General features: G+C 57.6%; 13 protein-coding genes. 8 read left to right on the forward strand and 5 right to left on the reverse strand.

All coding sequences use genetic code 11. From position 1 onward, the window contains the following. Positions 1–79: 79 nt before the first annotated feature. From M9920_08785 to M9920_08795, 3 genes are all read left to right on the forward strand, one after another. Positions 80–949, forward strand: a complete 870-nt coding sequence (locus tag M9920_08785) for a glycosyltransferase (protein MCO5052385.1) — start codon at positions 80–82, stop codon at positions 947–949. Between the two features lie 82 nt (positions 950–1,031). Continuing rightward, positions 1,032–1,676, forward strand: a complete 645-nt coding sequence (locus M9920_08790) for a class I SAM-dependent methyltransferase (protein MCO5052386.1) — start codon at positions 1,032–1,034, stop codon at positions 1,674–1,676. Next, the gene (locus tag M9920_08795) at positions 1,673–2,653 is read left to right on the forward strand and encodes a hypothetical protein (GenBank protein ID MCO5052387.1); all 981 of its coding nucleotides are present in this window, start codon (positions 1,673–1,675) and stop codon (positions 2,651–2,653) included. The genes M9920_08790 and M9920_08795 overlap by 4 nt, the downstream gene beginning before the upstream one ends. A 66-nt stretch (positions 2,654–2,719) precedes the next feature. On the opposite strand, the gene M9920_08800 is transcribed toward M9920_08795, so the two are convergent. From M9920_08800 to M9920_08810, 3 genes are all read right to left on the reverse strand, one after another. Further along, entirely contained in the window at positions 2,720–3,892 is a 1,173-nt protein-coding gene (locus M9920_08800; GenBank protein MCO5052388.1) for a glycoside hydrolase, read from the reverse strand. A gap of 60 nt (positions 3,893–3,952) precedes the next feature. Next, complete coding sequence (gene der, locus M9920_08805) at positions 3,953–5,524, reverse strand: ribosome biogenesis GTPase Der (GenBank protein MCO5052389.1); 1,572 nt, start codon at positions 5,522–5,524, stop codon at positions 3,953–3,955. Positions 5,525–5,623: 99 nt separating this feature from the next. Beyond that, a complete protein-coding gene (locus M9920_08810) occupies positions 5,624–7,780 on the reverse strand; it encodes an immunoglobulin domain-containing protein (protein MCO5052390.1) in 2,157 nt (718 codons plus the stop codon). A 152-nt stretch (positions 7,781–7,932) separates the two neighbouring features. Here M9920_08810 and M9920_08815 point away from each other — a divergent pair, with 152 nt between their 5' ends. Next, positions 7,933–8,925 (forward strand): hypothetical protein, encoded by a 993-nt coding sequence (locus M9920_08815; protein ID MCO5052391.1) that lies wholly within the window; start codon positions 7,933–7,935, stop codon positions 8,923–8,925. Positions 8,926–9,452: 527 nt separating this feature from the next. Here the strand turns inward: M9920_08815 and M9920_08820 are convergent. Both M9920_08820 and M9920_08825 read right to left on the reverse strand, forming a co-directional pair. Continuing rightward, complete coding sequence (locus tag M9920_08820) at positions 9,453–10,190, reverse strand: isoprenyl transferase (protein ID MCO5052392.1); 738 nt, start codon at positions 10,188–10,190, stop codon at positions 9,453–9,455. Positions 10,191–10,285: 95 nt separating this feature from the next. Then, positions 10,286–11,554 carry an adenylosuccinate synthase gene (locus M9920_08825; GenBank protein ID MCO5052393.1) on the reverse strand — a complete coding sequence of 423 codons (1,269 nt, stop codon included), beginning with the start codon at positions 11,552–11,554 and terminating at the stop codon, positions 10,286–10,288. Between the two features lie 358 nt (positions 11,555–11,912). Here M9920_08825 and dapF point away from each other — a divergent pair, with 358 nt between their 5' ends. From dapF to folK, 4 genes are all read left to right on the forward strand, one after another. After that, positions 11,913–12,722, forward strand: coding sequence for a diaminopimelate epimerase (dapF, locus tag M9920_08830; protein ID MCO5052394.1), 810 nt, complete (start codon positions 11,913–11,915; stop codon positions 12,720–12,722). A gap of 65 nt (positions 12,723–12,787) precedes the next feature. Beyond that, on the forward strand, positions 12,788–13,669 hold the full coding sequence (dapA, locus tag M9920_08835) for a 4-hydroxy-tetrahydrodipicolinate synthase (GenBank protein ID MCO5052395.1): 882 nt from the start codon (positions 12,788–12,790) through the stop codon (positions 13,667–13,669). A 25-nt stretch (positions 13,670–13,694) separates the two neighbouring features. Further along, complete coding sequence (dapB, locus tag M9920_08840; protein ID MCO5052396.1) at positions 13,695–14,429, forward strand: 4-hydroxy-tetrahydrodipicolinate reductase; 735 nt, start codon at positions 13,695–13,697, stop codon at positions 14,427–14,429. 300 nt (positions 14,430–14,729) lie between these two features. After that, complete coding sequence (folK, locus tag M9920_08845; protein ID MCO5052397.1) at positions 14,730–15,224, forward strand: 2-amino-4-hydroxy-6-hydroxymethyldihydropteridine diphosphokinase; 495 nt, start codon at positions 14,730–14,732, stop codon at positions 15,222–15,224. Positions 15,225–15,229 lie beyond the last annotated feature (5 nt).

Below are 15,229 nucleotides of genomic sequence, written 5' to 3' on the forward strand. Positions count from 1 at the left end.
GTCGGTCGTCGAGGACGGCGGCAATTGCCATGCGGGGGAACTGCGAATATGATTTCCCATGGCAACAGAACGCTGAATCTTGAATACCCGGCCGAACATCACCATCGTCACTCCCTGCCTCAACAGCGAGGTCACGCTCAGGGCGACGATCGAAAGCGTGCGCACCCAGGATTATCGTGATTGGGAGCATCTGGTTTTGGATGGCGGCTCGACTGACGCAACGCCAAAAATCCTTTCCGAATATCCCCACCTGCAATGGACTTCTGAAAAGGATGCCGGCAATTACGAAGCCATGAACCAAGGCATCGCCCGGGCGCGCGGCGAATGGATTGTGATTTTGAATGCCGACGATTGTTTTCGTCCGGGAGCGTTAACCGCAGTGGCCCGGGCCGCCGCGCAACATTCCGAATGGGATGCCTTGTTCGGCGACGTCGTTTACGTGGATGACGCGGGACGGGAGATTTATCGTCGGGCGGAAGCGCGATATGATTATCAGGTGTTGCTCTACGCGGTGGATAACATTTGCCACCAGACGCTGTTCGTGCGGCGCGGTGTCTATCAACGCCTCGGCGGGTACCGGCAACGGGAGTTTCGTAGCTCAGCGGATTACGAATTCAAACTCCGGTTAGGCCGGGAGAAATGTCGCGTCGGACATTTGCCGCAGTTCCTCGTGAATTACCGCTATCACCAGCACGGCCAATCCGCCGACCAGCGGCTCATCCGTAACAGCCTTCAAGAAGCGGAAATCATTAAACGAACGTACGGGAATCCGGGTGGCTGGACGGCGTGCGGACTGAAGCTCGTTTACAAAGCCAAACGCCAGTTGCAGAAGCTCTGGTATCGTGGCCACTGTGATCTTGTTCCGGGTCGGTGGAAACTGCGTCCGCACCTGCGGCGGCAAAGTCAGTTTTCCTCCAATAGCGGACTTGACCGGCTCACCTCCGATTAGCTGGCTTTACGGGCGCGCTGATTTCTTTAGAATCCACGGCGTACCGAGCATGGAATCAATGTGGCGGACGGAAGCAATCTGAATGAACTGGGTGGCCTTGCGTTATTTATCGTGGTTGGACACCCGCGCCCGTTTCGTGGCCAGGACGCCGCCTCGCGGACGGTTGCTCGACCTCGGCTCGTCCGATGGTGAAACCCTGAATCACTTTGCCGAGTTGCGGCCCGACCTGACGCTCTATGCTGCGGACAAGTTTGGTCAACCCGAGCGGTATCCACCAAACTGCCAGTTTTCGCGAGTTGATTTCGTTACGGATCGTTTGCCTTGGCCGGATCAATTCTTTGACACCGTTACTTGCATGCATGTCGTGGAGCATCTGGATTCGCTGCAGAATTTATTGTCCGAAATCGCGCGCGTCTTGAAACCGGGAGGGCGGGTTTACATTGAAACTCCACATCCCAAAACGGCACAGTTGCCGAGTGCGGCCGGAAAATTTACGCTCAATTTCTACGATGACGCCACGCATGTGCGGATTGTGTCCGTTGTGGAATTGCGCCGTGCCATGATTTCGACCCGATTGCAACCCCGCCGGAGTGGAATCTCGCGCAACTGGCTGTTTGCCGCATCCTACCCCTGGTTCTATTTTTGCCGCCCAAGCCGGAAACAATTCACGGCCCGCGTACATTGGATCGGTTGGTCCGCCTACCTGGTGGCGCAACGTTTGCCATGAAACCACGATTGCTGATCATTGAACTTTGGGGGTTGGGTGATTTGGTCATCGCCAATTCATTTCTGCAAGCGGCGTGTGAACAATTTTCCGTCACCCTGTTGGCCAAACCGTACGCTCAGGATTTGCGCCGCCAACTTTGGCCGGAGGTCGAGGTCATTCCGTTCGTGGCGCCGTGGACGGCGTTCAAAGCCAAATACCATCTCTGGAACTGGCCGTGGCGCGAAATGCTCCACATCCGCAACCAAATTGCTCACCGCCGTTTTGAAGTGGGACTGTCAGCGCGATGGGATCCGCGCGACCATTTCTTACTCAAGGCTTGCCGCGTTCGCCGGCGTTTGGGTTTTTCCCGGCTGCGTAGCCGTATTTTTCTTACTGATCCCATCGCGCGTCCGGCGCCGTGGGAACATCGTTATGAGTACTGGCGCACTTTGGGGCGCGCTCTTGGTTTGAATCTGCCGGAGCGAAGCGAGTTGATTGCGGCGCCCGTGGCCAAGGGTAAAACCGTCCTCATTCATAGCGGCGCCGCCCAACCGGTGCGGGTGTGGCCATTGGACCGCTACCAACGGTTGGCGCGACAACTTCGCGAGCATCATTATCGCGTCCTCATTGCGTGCGATGCGGATCAGCAAACCTGGTGGACGAATAACGGCGAACCCGACGTGACGGCACCCCATTCTGTGGCGGAACTTTTCAACCTCATGGATCAGGCCCAGGTATTTATCGGCAACGATTCCGGTCCGGGGCATATCGCGGCGATCCACGGTCTGCCGACGTTCACCCTGTTCGGCCCGCAACTCCCGGAATGGTTCGTCCCGCTGCATCCGCAAGCCGCGTTCATCGAAGGCAAACCCTGTCCCTACAAACCCTGCTCTGATTACTGCCGTTTTCCGACGCCGCATTGTTTGTGGAACATCTCGGAAGCGGAAGTCTGGGCCAGCGTGCAAAAATTCCTCCAAGCCAATCTTCCTCTCCACTGAAGCCGCCGCTCTCGCGGTGGGACTGGCCGCCACCCTCCGCCGGTCCTTTCCTGGCGTTCTGTTCGCTTATTTTGCCGGGGCCGGGACTAACCATGCTCCGGGGGACAATCGCTGTAACACAATGGACTCATACGCATTGGTGCGACCGGCCTCAAATAGGCAGGCGATGTCGCCATTCGGGAGCACGGCCAGATCCGAGTACGCGCTGGGACCAGGATGCAAGACTTGAGCGACCGGCCAGGTTTGTCCGTCGTCGAAACTGGCGCGCAACGTGAGATTAACGCGCTGTTCCGCACTGGCTGGATTGCTGAATAAAATCACTCCGGGCCGCTCCGTTTCCGGCCAACGCAAGCGGCGGATCGCGGCCTGACAGAGCGGTTCAATCAGGGCTTCGTCAAACCGTTGGTCCTGCCAGGTCAATCCGCCGTCGGCACTGATGGCCACCTGCCGGCACTTGTGACTGCGTTCGTAGTTCCGCATGTTGAGCAGCAGTCGGCCATCGGTTAATTCAACGATCTGACATTCATTCACCTTGTCGCTGGGAGTGGTGCCTCCCAATTTCCAAGTGGCCCCGTGATCATCGGAATAAATGACGTGTGAATAATAGCGATCCGCTCCCGCTTCATTATGGTCGCAGGGAATGACCAAACGTCCGCGATGTGGCCCGTGAACAATTTGCAAGCCACCGCCCGGTCCGGTCGCATACCAGGTCCAGTTCGTGCGCTTCACGGCTTGGGTAATTTCGCGCGGTGGCTCCCAAGTCACTCCATCGTCACTCGAACTGGTGATGAAAACCCGGCGCGTGTCCTGGCTTTTTTGCGCGTGAATCTGGCGGGCTTTGTCCGCGCCGTTGTTCCAGGTAAGAGCAAGCCACAACACGCCGGTGTCGCGGTCCAGCACGGGACTGGGATTGCCGCAGGTATTGAGGCCATCAGACCAGATGACTTGAATTGGACCCCAAGTTTGGCCGTGATCGGTGGAACGGCGCACCGCCAGATCAATTTTGCCCGTATCCGATGCGGACTCTTTACGCCCCTCGGCAAACGCCAACAGTGTGCCGTTTGCGGAAACCACCAGGGCGGGAATGCGCCAGGTATGGTAGCCGTCCTGCCCGCGCACAAACACCGGTTGTGCCGGGGGCAATGGTTCAGCGACGCTGACGTTGACGAGGCCGCCAGCCAGCAAACTCCCGATCATCAAACCGATCCGGCTCGGTTGACGCAACCAAGCCAAGGTCATGCTTTTGGCAACGGTCGAATTATGTTGGGAAGGAATCATCAGCAATCAATGGCGCGCGTGCTATGCCTTGCGTCGTACGTGCTGAGCGCGCTTTTTATCAACGTGGCGACTTGGCGCGGTCCGCCGGGACGGTTTGGATTTCGTAAATTTCCGCACCGGCTCAATGGTTTTGGGGCGCGGCTTGGGTACCAGCACAATGGGACAGCCTTCGTACCCGAACGCCTTGCGCATTTCGCCGGCGAGATACTTTTTATATGGATCAGAGAAAAGTTCATCCCGATTAACAAAGAGCAGAAACGTTGGCGGCGCTTGTTTAACCTGGGTCGCGTAGAAAAATTTCAACCGGTGCCCCAGCGCGCTGATGGGTTGGCGGCGTTCCACGGCGTCATTGAGCGTTCGATTGAGCAGCGCCGTTGGAATCTTCTGCTGCAATTGCGCGGCCACGTAGCGCACCGCTTCCAACAGTCGGTCCAGATGAAAACCGGATTGGGCCGAGGTGAAAATCACCGGCGCGTAATCGAGAAAGAACAGTTGTTTTTGCACCCATTGACCGAACTCCGCCAGCAACGTCAACGGCACTTCATTTCCCTCGTAACGCTTTTTACGATCCCGCCTCTGAATTTCCTTCGCGCGCGCCTGCCGCACCGCGTCCGCGTAAAGATCCCATTTATTCACCACGAGAATGCAGGCTTTGCGATTGGCGACAATGTGATCGGCGATTTTTTTATCCTGTTCCAAAATGCCTTCCTGCGCGTCCAACACGAGCACGCAAATATCGCTGCGTTCGATGGATTGTTCCGTGCGTTGCACGCTGAAAAATTCCACCGAATCATTCACCCGACGGGTCTTGCGCATCCCGGCGGTATCAATCAAAACGTAGTTCTGTTTGACGCCTTCGGTTTCGACTTCAAACGGCACGTCCACCGCGTCACGCGTGGTGCCCGCGATGGGACTGACAATCACCCGCTCCGACTTGGTCAGCGCATTGATGATCGAGGATTTACCGACGTTGGGCCGTCCGACAATGGCGAGCTTCAACGGTTCCTCAGGTTTCCGCTCGCTCAAGTTTTCGCTTTCGGAAGTGGATTCAGTCCGGGTCGCCGCAGACGGAGTTGCCTCTGCAGTTTCCGGCAGCAGCGTCAACGCTGCGCTCATCAAGTCATCAATTCCTTCTCCGTGGATGGCGGTTACGGGAAAAATTTTGGCAAAGCCCAGTTGCGCAAATTCGCTCACCTGCGGTTCGAGACGCGAGGTGTCCACCTTGTTCACCGCCACCAATACTGGTTTGCCCGATTTGCGCAGGCGCTGCGTCACTTCGCGGTCCAGTGGCACAATGCCTTCCTGAACATTGACGACGAAGATGATCGCGTCGGCCGCCGCAATCGCGAGGTCCACCTGTTCCACCGCCGCCCGGATGATGACGTCCGTGGATTTCTCCTTCCGCAACAGGCCAATCCCGCCCGTATCCACCAATGTAAAGGGTCGTCCATGCCATTCCGCCTCCGCGCTGACGCGATCGCGCGTGACGCCCGGCATATCATGCACGATGGCAATGCGTTTACCGACGAGGCGATTGAACAACGCCGATTTGCCGACGTTGGGTCGGCCAACAATGGCTATTAACCCTGACATGTGTCCAAGATGCGAGAACCCCGGGCCACGAGAAAGCAAAATGGGCGCGGCGGAAGTGATTGAGCCAGGCGCTGACCAATCAAGGGAGAGCGGAGTTCACTACCGCCGCGCGCGATAGAAGCGCGTGTGGTGGGTTGGCGGGTTTGTATCCAAAAATTGCAAGGGTTGATTGGTCATCGTAATGCTCGCCAACGGTTGCCAGACGGATAGATCGTCCGAAACTTCCAATTGAAATTGATCCCCCAACGCGCTGCTGAGGGTCAGACTGACCTTGGCTTCCGGAGTGATGGACACCGCAGTGAAGGTAATCGTCGGCGCCAGATTCTCCACCCGAACATTGTCAAATAGCACGAAGGAATCGCGCGCCGGCGCAGCGATGGAAGGAAAAACATCCATCAACCCCAGCATGATGTTGCCGTGCGAGAAGGCAGAGGTGTTGGTGCGTTGAGCAACGACAACGTCATTCAGAAGCCAGAGAATGGTGTTGTTGGTCTGACGCAATTCGACTTCCACCCAGTTCTTCCCCGGTGCGCCCAGCGTTTCAAAACGGTCGCTGGGAAAAAGACTTTGGAATGGGGCCTGCGTATGATTGGTCCCGATCAAACCACCGAGCGCGGAAGCGCTCAAATCCAGCGGCGCTCCGTTCGGATTCCCCACGTAGGCGCGGTAGTCCCGACTGTCTCCGCCCTCGCCAGTAACCGCGAACCAAATGCCGTCGCTGTCTGGCGCTGCGGTCGTGGCCCAGTTTGCGTTCGTGCCGGAATGATTGATCCCGCACAAGGTGTGTTGTGTGCTACCGGCCACGCCGCTGCCGTTGCCGCCCGCGTTGCCGGGATAATTGATCCACAGATCAAACTTGAGCGCAAAATTGCCCGCCACCGAGAAATTTCGCGGATAGAGGTTCACCGCCGCATTGGCGCCGACCGCATCGGTGTTCACGGTGAGTTTCACGCCTCGAGTGCTGCCATCGGTTGTGTTGGGCGCGGGCGGAATCAGCGCGGTCACGCCGTTGAACGTGTAGGGAATTACTCCGTAATCGAAACCAAATTCCACGGTATAATCCGGGATGCCATTGTCTGCTCCCCAAACGACATTCCATTGATCGGCGGAATTGGTGCTGAAATGGTCTTGAAAGAGCAGCGGGAAATCCGAGGTCCGCTGACGCACCACGGCAACGCGGCTGGTCACTGCCCCCGCGGCATTACTGACGACCACCGTGTAATTGCCTGCGGTCGCCAGTTGTAAATTTGTGATGCTTAAACTGACATTCGTTGCCTGAAAAACATTGGTGTTGTTCAACCGCCACTGGTATCGCAAGGGCGCGTCGCCGATGGCCAGAGTGTTAAGCGAAACATCCGCGCCCGGTAAAACGGATTGACTGACGGGATGACGCATCACCACCGGGGCCAGGGGCGCGACGGTATAACGCGGGATGGGAATCGTTCCATTCGCCGAACCCTCCGCAGCTCCATCATTACTCAGCAACGCGCAGAGCGTCGGGTTGACCAGTACGTTTGTGATCGAATTGGCATTGCCGTCCACCGTCAGCGCCATCTGCGCAAAACGGATTCCGTGCGAGTAATCCACGTAAGTTTCTTCGTGACCGTTATACAGCGGCTGGATGAAGGTGCCGTTCACATAATGCCAGCCGTAAATCACCACGGGCTTGGTGATGGTCGGTCCATTGGCGAAATTGGTGTAAATACGCGCCGAAATGATCACATCCTTTTTCGTGCCGCCAACCAGCGTGCCCAGCGGATACGCATTGGTCAGCGGATTGCGTTGATTATCAATGGCGTTATCCGACGCGGCGAAAACCGCCACGCTCGTGATGTCGTAGTTATCCGGACTGAAGGGCAACGGCGCGAGTTTGACGGGCGCGTTGGTCCAGATTTGGTTCACCATCTGCCGGGTCGGCAACGAACAACCCAGATGATCTGCCAACCGTTGCGCGAGCAGGGGCGTCATGGGCGTGCGGAAATAATCCGTGTTCGAGCCGATTGAAACGTAATCGGGCGTGACGTAATAGGTCGCGCTGTGTCCGCCTGCATTGACGGCGATGGGTTTCAGTGTCCGCAACCAGTCCGGCACGTTGCCACTGATGACCTGCGCATAAATCCATTGCTCGCGCTCGTTGCGAGGCAGCGTGGTGATGATGTTGGTAAACTGCGTTCCGTTCGGTGCGTTGGCGGGACGGGGCGGCAACGGCAACACTTGCGCGGGCGCGGACGTTAAAGCGCCCAGCAAAAGCAGCATTGAAAAACGGTGGGCCAACCCAGATTTCAAGTTGAATGCCGAAGTCATTTTAACACAAGTATGATCCGCTGGGCCGCCGTTGCGATTCGCATGTTCATGTCATTTCCAATCTTGCTGCCGCCCGTCGGGCGCAGTTAAAGTCGCACAAAGCTATGAAGTTTCCATTGCTCATCGTCAGCGGCCTGGTGTTGGTTGGACTCGTCGGTTGCAAAGGTCCGACGGGCGATAGTTGTCCACCGCCGGTGGCCGCGACTCCGCTGACCGTTCCGACCACCACTTCGGAAAACGGTGTGACTTACACCAACAAGATTCCCAAGCGTTACAGCTACACGCCGCGGGTGTATCCGGTGGATGAGCGAGGTTTTTCACCGGTGGATCGGGCGTTGGCCAAGGCCTACGCCCGCGAGGAAATGATCACGGATGACGCCGAGGGATCGTTGAATCCCTATGTGCTCAAGGTAATTTCGGGTTATCCGTTGGACGGTTCTTACCCCTACCACTGCGGTTGGACGCCCCGCGAATACGACATTTACAACGGAGTCACCCAGGACATGTGGTATCAGGGCATGGTGGTTGCCAAGGCTTATCCCGACGGTTCGCGGTGCAGCTATTGTTGCGGCTTCACCTTCGAGGTGTTTATTCGCGCGATGAAACTGCGCAACATCCAAAAAGGGCTGGAGCCGGATGATTTCAATGGGATGTCGTTCAACGACCTCTTCAACATGCTGCAACTTTGGTATATCGAAGGCAAAGGCGACTCAGAGCAACGTGGCATCGTGGGTTATGGTCTGGGGCAGGCGATTACGAATTTGGAAGAGGTGCGCCCCGGCGATTTTCTGAGCTACAGCACCACGCCGCCCGGCGGTCATGCGGTGATCTTCATTGACTGGTTGCGCGACGCGCAAAACAAGATCGTCGGCATGAAATACTTCTCCTCGAATCTGTCCGGCTCAAAAGGGGTGGGGTACGGTCAGGGCAAGTTCAGCGATTCCAATGGCGGCCGCGGGCTGCTGCGGAACTCCCTCAAAATCGCCCGCGTGGGGTCCATTCAGCATTATCAACCGTTCAACCGCGCGGACATTCCGGCGCGCAACGCTTACGCACCGACTCAACCAACGCGGGTAATCTACGTGCCGCAACCGTGAAATAATTTTCCCGGAGCGCGGGTGGTCTCCACCCGCAGCACTGCGTCAGACCGGAAGATGTTGGATGTTCGGACGCGCATAGCTTCGGCCACGCGCTGCGGACGGGGGGACCACCCGCAGCACTGTGCCAGACCGGAAGATGTTGGATGTTCGGACACGCTAGCTTCGGCTACGCGCTGCGGACGGGAGGCCACCCGCAGCACTGCGCCAGACCGGAAGATGTTGGATGTTCGGACACGCATAGCTTCGGCCACGCGCTGCGGACGGGGGGACCACCCGCAGCACTGCGCGAGACCGGAAGATATTGGATATTCGGACGCGCATAGCTTCGGCTACGCGCTGCGGACGGGAGGCCACCCGCAGCACTGCGCCAGACCGGAAGATGTTGGATGTTCGGACACGCATAGCTTCGGCTACGCGCTGCGGATGGGTGACCACCCGCAGCACTGTGCCAGACCGGAAGATGTTGGATATTCGGACGCGCATAGCTTCGGCTACGCGCTGCGGACGGAGACCGTCCTCGCTCCTCAGATGCCGCCGAAGCGGCGGTGGCGCTGGGCGTATTCCGCCAAGGCCGCGTAAAATTGTGGCTTGCGGAAATCCGGCCAAAGGGTGGGCGTGATGACAAATTCCGCGTAGGAAATCTGCCACAGCAAAAAATTGCTCACGCGCATTTCGCCGCTGGTGCGGATGAGCAAATCCGGGTCGGGAAAATTCCGGGTGTACAGGTGATCCGCAACCACCTGCTCGTTGATCTGCGCCGCCGTTAATTCACCCGCCTGCACTTTGGCCGCAATGCCCTGAACGGCATCCACAATTTCCGTGCGACCGCCGTAGCTCAACGCGAGGATGAGCGTCAGCCCGGTATTTTGCGCCAGCGTGTCGCCGGTTTTTTTGAGCTGCGTCTGCACCGTTTTGGGCAGCCGCTCCAACTGGCCGATAACTTCCAGGCGTACGTTGTTGCGGTTCAACTCAGCCGTCTCGGTTTTCAGATAGTGGAGCAGATATTTCATCAAGGCTTCCACTTCACGCTTCGGGCGATTCCAGTTTTCGACGGAAAACGCGTAGAGCGTCAGATACTTGATGCCCAGTTCACCCGCCGCGCGAATGATGCTGCGCGCTGATTCCGCTCCCTGGCGATGGCCTTCAATACGCGGCAGACGGCGCTGCTTCGCCCAACGCCCGTTGCCATCCATGATGATCGCCACGTGCCGGGGTAATTTTTCGGGGGTGATGAAATTCGATGGAGGCGGCGCCGCGCTCATAGTTAACTCATGACGATTTCAATCATGACAACGGCCGGGAAGGCTGACGAGTCCAATGTTGCCGCCAAACCAGCGGCGTTCCGGGCGACCCTGCTTCACACGAAGATGGTTTGCTCCCGGCCGGGGCCGACCGACGTAATGTAAAGCTTCGCGCCAGTCAATTCACTGATGGCTTTCAAATAGGCGCGGGCGTTGGCCGGCAATTCGCGCCAGGTTTTGCACTGGTCCGTTGGCTTCTGCCAGCCGGCAAATTCCTGATAAACCGGTTCGCAGGCCGACAAGGTCCGGATATCACTCGGCAAATACTGATAACGCTTTTTGCCATGCCGATACGCGACGCAGACTTTGATTCTGGCCACGGTATCCAGACCATCGAGATTGGTGATGGCCAGATCATCAATGCCGTTCACCATCGCCGCCTCGCGCGTTGCGACGGCATCAAACCAACCACATCGGCGCGCCCGACCGGTGGTCGCGCCAAATTCGCGTCCCATACCGTGCAGCAAACTGGAAATTTCCTGGTCCTCAGTCGGCAACGGTCCTTCGCCAACCCGGGTGGTGTAAGCTTTCATCACGCCCACCACACGATCCATGCGATGCGGCGGAATCCCTGAGCCGGTGCAAGCGCCGCCCGCCGTGGTGTTTGATGAAGTCACATAGGGATACGTGCCGTGGTCGAGATCAAGAAACGTGCCTTGCGCCCCCTCGAAAAGCAGGTTTGCTCCCTGCTTCAGCGCGGCGTGCAGAAGCGGAACGGTGTTGGTGACGAATGGTTTCAGGAAGCGTCCCGCCTGACGGTATTCGGCCAGGACGGTCGGGTAGGAAACTGGTTTCGCGCCCAGCGCCTTGAGGATGCGGTTGTTCTCCTTGACCCGAACCGACAGCTTTTCCGCCAGTCGTTCCAAGTCAACCAAATCGCCCATGCGCAGACCGGTTCGCGCCACCTTGTCGCCGTACGCCGGACCGATGCCGCGTTTGGTGGTGCCGATTTTGTTTTTGCCGTGCAGCGCCTCCCGGCGCGCGTCCAGTTCGCGATGGTAGGGAAACACCACATGCGCCGTTTCGCTGATGACGAGGTTTTTGCCCACCTTGACGCCGATTTTTTGCAGGCCCTTGATTTCGTCAACCAAGCCGAGCGGATCAATGACCACGCCGTTGCCGATGACGCAGCGTTTGCCGCGCCGCAGGATGCCGGACGGGATCAAATGGAGCACGTATTTCTGTTGGCCGACCCAGACGGTATGGCCGGCGTTGTTGCCGCCCGCGTAGCGCACGACCACGTCCGCCTGCTCGGTCAGCACGTCAATTATTTTGCCTTTACCTTCGTCACCCCACTGGGCTCCGACCAGTATCGTATTTGCCATAAAGCTGTCAGCTATCAGTTGTCAGCCATCAGCCGTCGGCAATCCGCCGAGGGTTCCGTTTCGCGGGCTGAAAGCTGATGGCTGGGAGCTGACAGCTACCGACAATAAAAATCCCCGAACGAGAATTCGGGGCAAAGCGATTCAATCTTTGCGGGCAAAAACTAGGGAAGTTCGTCAGAAGTGTCAATTTCTCGCTGCATTTTTCGCGGTGGCAATTTCTGATGAAGTTCACCGTTGTCGTCACTTGGGGTCGCGCCTGCGGTTTAGAGCTGGTGCCGTGTTTGTCAGCGGAGGTTTGTTGGTGGGCGTGGTTTTTATATTTATCGAGTCGAGACCTCGCGTATAATGAGCCGGTTATATGGTGTTGGAATTTACGAAAATGAACGGGGCGGGCAACGACTTCGTTCTGTTGGATAATCGAGCGGGCAAACTCAAGCTGACGACCGCGCAGGTCGTGCGGTTGTGTGATCGGCATCGCGGCGTTGGCGCGGATGGCGTCATGCTGCTCATTCCGGCACGAGGCCCGCAGGCGGATTGGGCGTGGGATTTTTACAATCGCGATGGCAGCGTGGCGGAAATGTGCGGGAACGGGGCGCGCTGCTTTGCCCGCTATGTGCAAAGCGTCACCGGCGTTAATCGCGATTTTACCTTTGAAACGGTCGCGGGGATCATTTCCGCGAGTTTCCAGGGCGCGCTCGTCACGGTGAACCTTACCACCCCGCAGGATTTGAAATTGCATCAGACCGTAAAGCTCGCGCCCGAAACGGTGATCCTGCACTCGCTCAACACCGGCGTGCCGCACGCGGTGCTGTTCGTGCCCAATGCGGATCAAGCCATGGTAAGCCAAATGGGGCCGGAGATCCGCCATCACCAACAGTTTAGCCCCGGCGGAACCAATGTGAATTTTGTACAGGTGCTCGGTCCGAATCACATTCGCGTTCGTACGTTTGAACGCGGTGTCGAGGGCGAAACGTTGGCGTGCGGCACCGGCGTCAGCGCGGCGGCCATGATTGCCGCGCGGGTTCACGGGTTCACCTCGCCCGTCAAAGTCCAGGTGCAGAGTGGCGATCAACTGGAAGTCAGCTTTACTGAAGAGCAGGGGCGGTTCGGATCGGTCCGGTTGACCGGCCCGGCGGACTTTGTGTTTACGGGGAAAATTGAAATTTGAAAATGTGACGGTCCCGCCTGCGGCAAGCCGTTACCAGCGGGACCGTTCAAACCGGAAAATTGAAAATGCAATTCACAGGCACCTATACCGCGATTGTTACTCCGTTCAAAAAAGGCAAAATAGATGAGGCCGCCTTGGAGAAGTTGGTCAAGGCGCAAATCAAAGGCGGCGTGGACGGCATCGTTCCAGTCGGGACAACCGGCGAATCCGCCACGCTGGATTACGAGGAACATATCCACGTCATCGCGCTCTCGGTAAAATTCGCGGCCGGCAAGATTAAAGTCATTGCGGGCACGGGAGGTAATTCCACGCAGGAAGCCATTTACCTCACGCGGGCGGCGGAAAAAACGGGCGCCGACGCGTCGTTACAGGTCGCGCCCTACTATAACAAACCGACGCAAGAGGGATTATTCCGCCACTTCCATGCCGTGGCCCGGGCCACCCGGCTGCCGATCATTCTCTACAGTATTCCCGGACGTTGCGGCATTGAGATCGGCGTGGAAACAACGAACCGTTTGGCCCACGACAGCGTGAACATTGTCGGCATCAAGGAAGCTGGTGGAAACGCGGATCGCATTTCTCAACTTCGCGCCGCTCTGGGAAACAAGTTCACAATTCTCAGCGGTGACGATTCGCTGACGTTGCCGTTCATGGCGGTCGGGGCGCAAGGCGTGGTCAGCGTGGCGTCGAATGTTATTCCGCATGAAGTGGCGCGCATGGTGCGGACGTACCAACGCGGCAATGCCTCACTCGCGCTCAAGATGCACGAGAAGTATTACGCCTTGTTCAAAGATTTGTTCATCGAGACCAATCCGGCGCCCGTAAAAGCAGCGCTGGCCCTGCTCGGGCAAATGGATGAGGAACTGCGTTTGCCCATGATACCGATCAGCGCGAGCAGCCGGGACAAGCTCAAAAAAACCATGAAAGCGGTGGGTTTGCTGAAATGAATCGCCGCCCGGGTGAAGTGCAACCATGACGAAAATCGCAATCAACGGAGCCAAAGGTCGCATGGGGCAGGCGCTGCTTTCCTGCGCCGCGCGAGTGCCGGAGATTGAAGTGATCGGGGCCGTTGATCAGGGTGACGATCTGAGCACGGTGCTGCCGCAAGCTGACGTGGTGATTGAATTCAGCTTCCACGCCGTGACGCCGTCAGTCGCGGAACTATGCGCGCGACACCGCAAAGCCATCGTCATCGGTACCACCGGCCATAGCGCGGAAGAAAAGGCGAAAATTCTCGCGTTGGGTAACCGGATTCCGCTCGTGATGGCGACGAATTTTTCCACCGGCGTGAATACGCTTTTTTGGCTGACGCGCAAGGCGGCGGAGATTCTTGGTCCGGCGTTCGATCTCGAGGTCGTCGAGATGCACCATCGCTTGAAAAAAGACGCGCCCAGCGGCACGGCGACGACGTTGTTGGAGATTCTCGGGGACGTACGCCAGGTGCAACTTGAAGAGGCGCTTCGGCATGGTCGCAAGGGCATCACTGGCGAACGCACCCGCAGCGAGATTGGCATCCACGCCATTCGCGGCGGCGACGTGGTGGGCGATCATACGGTTATTTTTGCCGCAGACGGGGAACGCGTGGAATTGACCCACAAGGCATCGAGCCGGGACACGTTTGCCAATGGTGCGTTGCGTGCGGCGCAATGGGTCATCCAACAGAAACCCGGCGTGTATGACATGCAGGATGTGTTGGGGTTGAGATGACACTGATGGTTTGAGGTCGCTCCCAACCAAAGGCTGGCGCTGATCCCAGTCTCGGATCGGTTTGAACACTTTGGACTCCACCAGTCTTCCAGCTCGTCCGTCAGGCGAAACGTCGGGTTGATTTAAGAACCACGCGTTTCGAATCTCCGGCCAGTTGTGGTTGCGTCGCGGCATCGGGATTCGCGTGTTGTGAATACCCAGGCCGCAACCAGCGTCTGTCAAGTTTGAGAAATGCATCTCGTAATCAACCGGCCCACCGCTGACAATTGGCGTAACAATTGAGGAGGCGTTTTGAACTCTGTGATTGCCTATATCGCGCTCGGCTCCAACTTGGGCGACTCGCCAACGATCTTAAAGCAGGTCGTGACGCGTCTGGAAAAATTATCCAGTCAACCCTTGCGATGCTCTTCCTTCTGGCAGACGACTCCCGTGGATTGCCCGCCGGGTTCTCCGTTGTTTATCAACGCGGTGGTGGCGTTGTACCCGCTGCCAAACGAAACCGCCTGGTCTTTGCTCCAAAAGCTTCAAACCTTGGAAAAGGAATTTGGGCGGTTGCCCAAAAAGGAACTGAACGAACCGCGGCGTCTGGATCTCGATTTGATTGCCTACGGAGATGAAATTTCCACGAGGCCGGAGCTGGTTCTGCCCCATCCCCGGGCTCATTTACGGCGGTTCGTGTTGCAACCGCTGAACGAAATAGCGCCGGAGCTGGTTTTGCCTGGCCAGCGCGCCACGATCGCGCAATTGCTCGCCACGCTGGTGGGCAAAGAGATCGCGGTGAAATTAAACCCGTAAGCGAC

It is taken from the genome of Verrucomicrobiia bacterium (assembly GCA_023953615.1).
Classification (GTDB): Bacteria; Verrucomicrobiota; Verrucomicrobiia; order Limisphaerales; family JADLHS01; genus JADLHS01.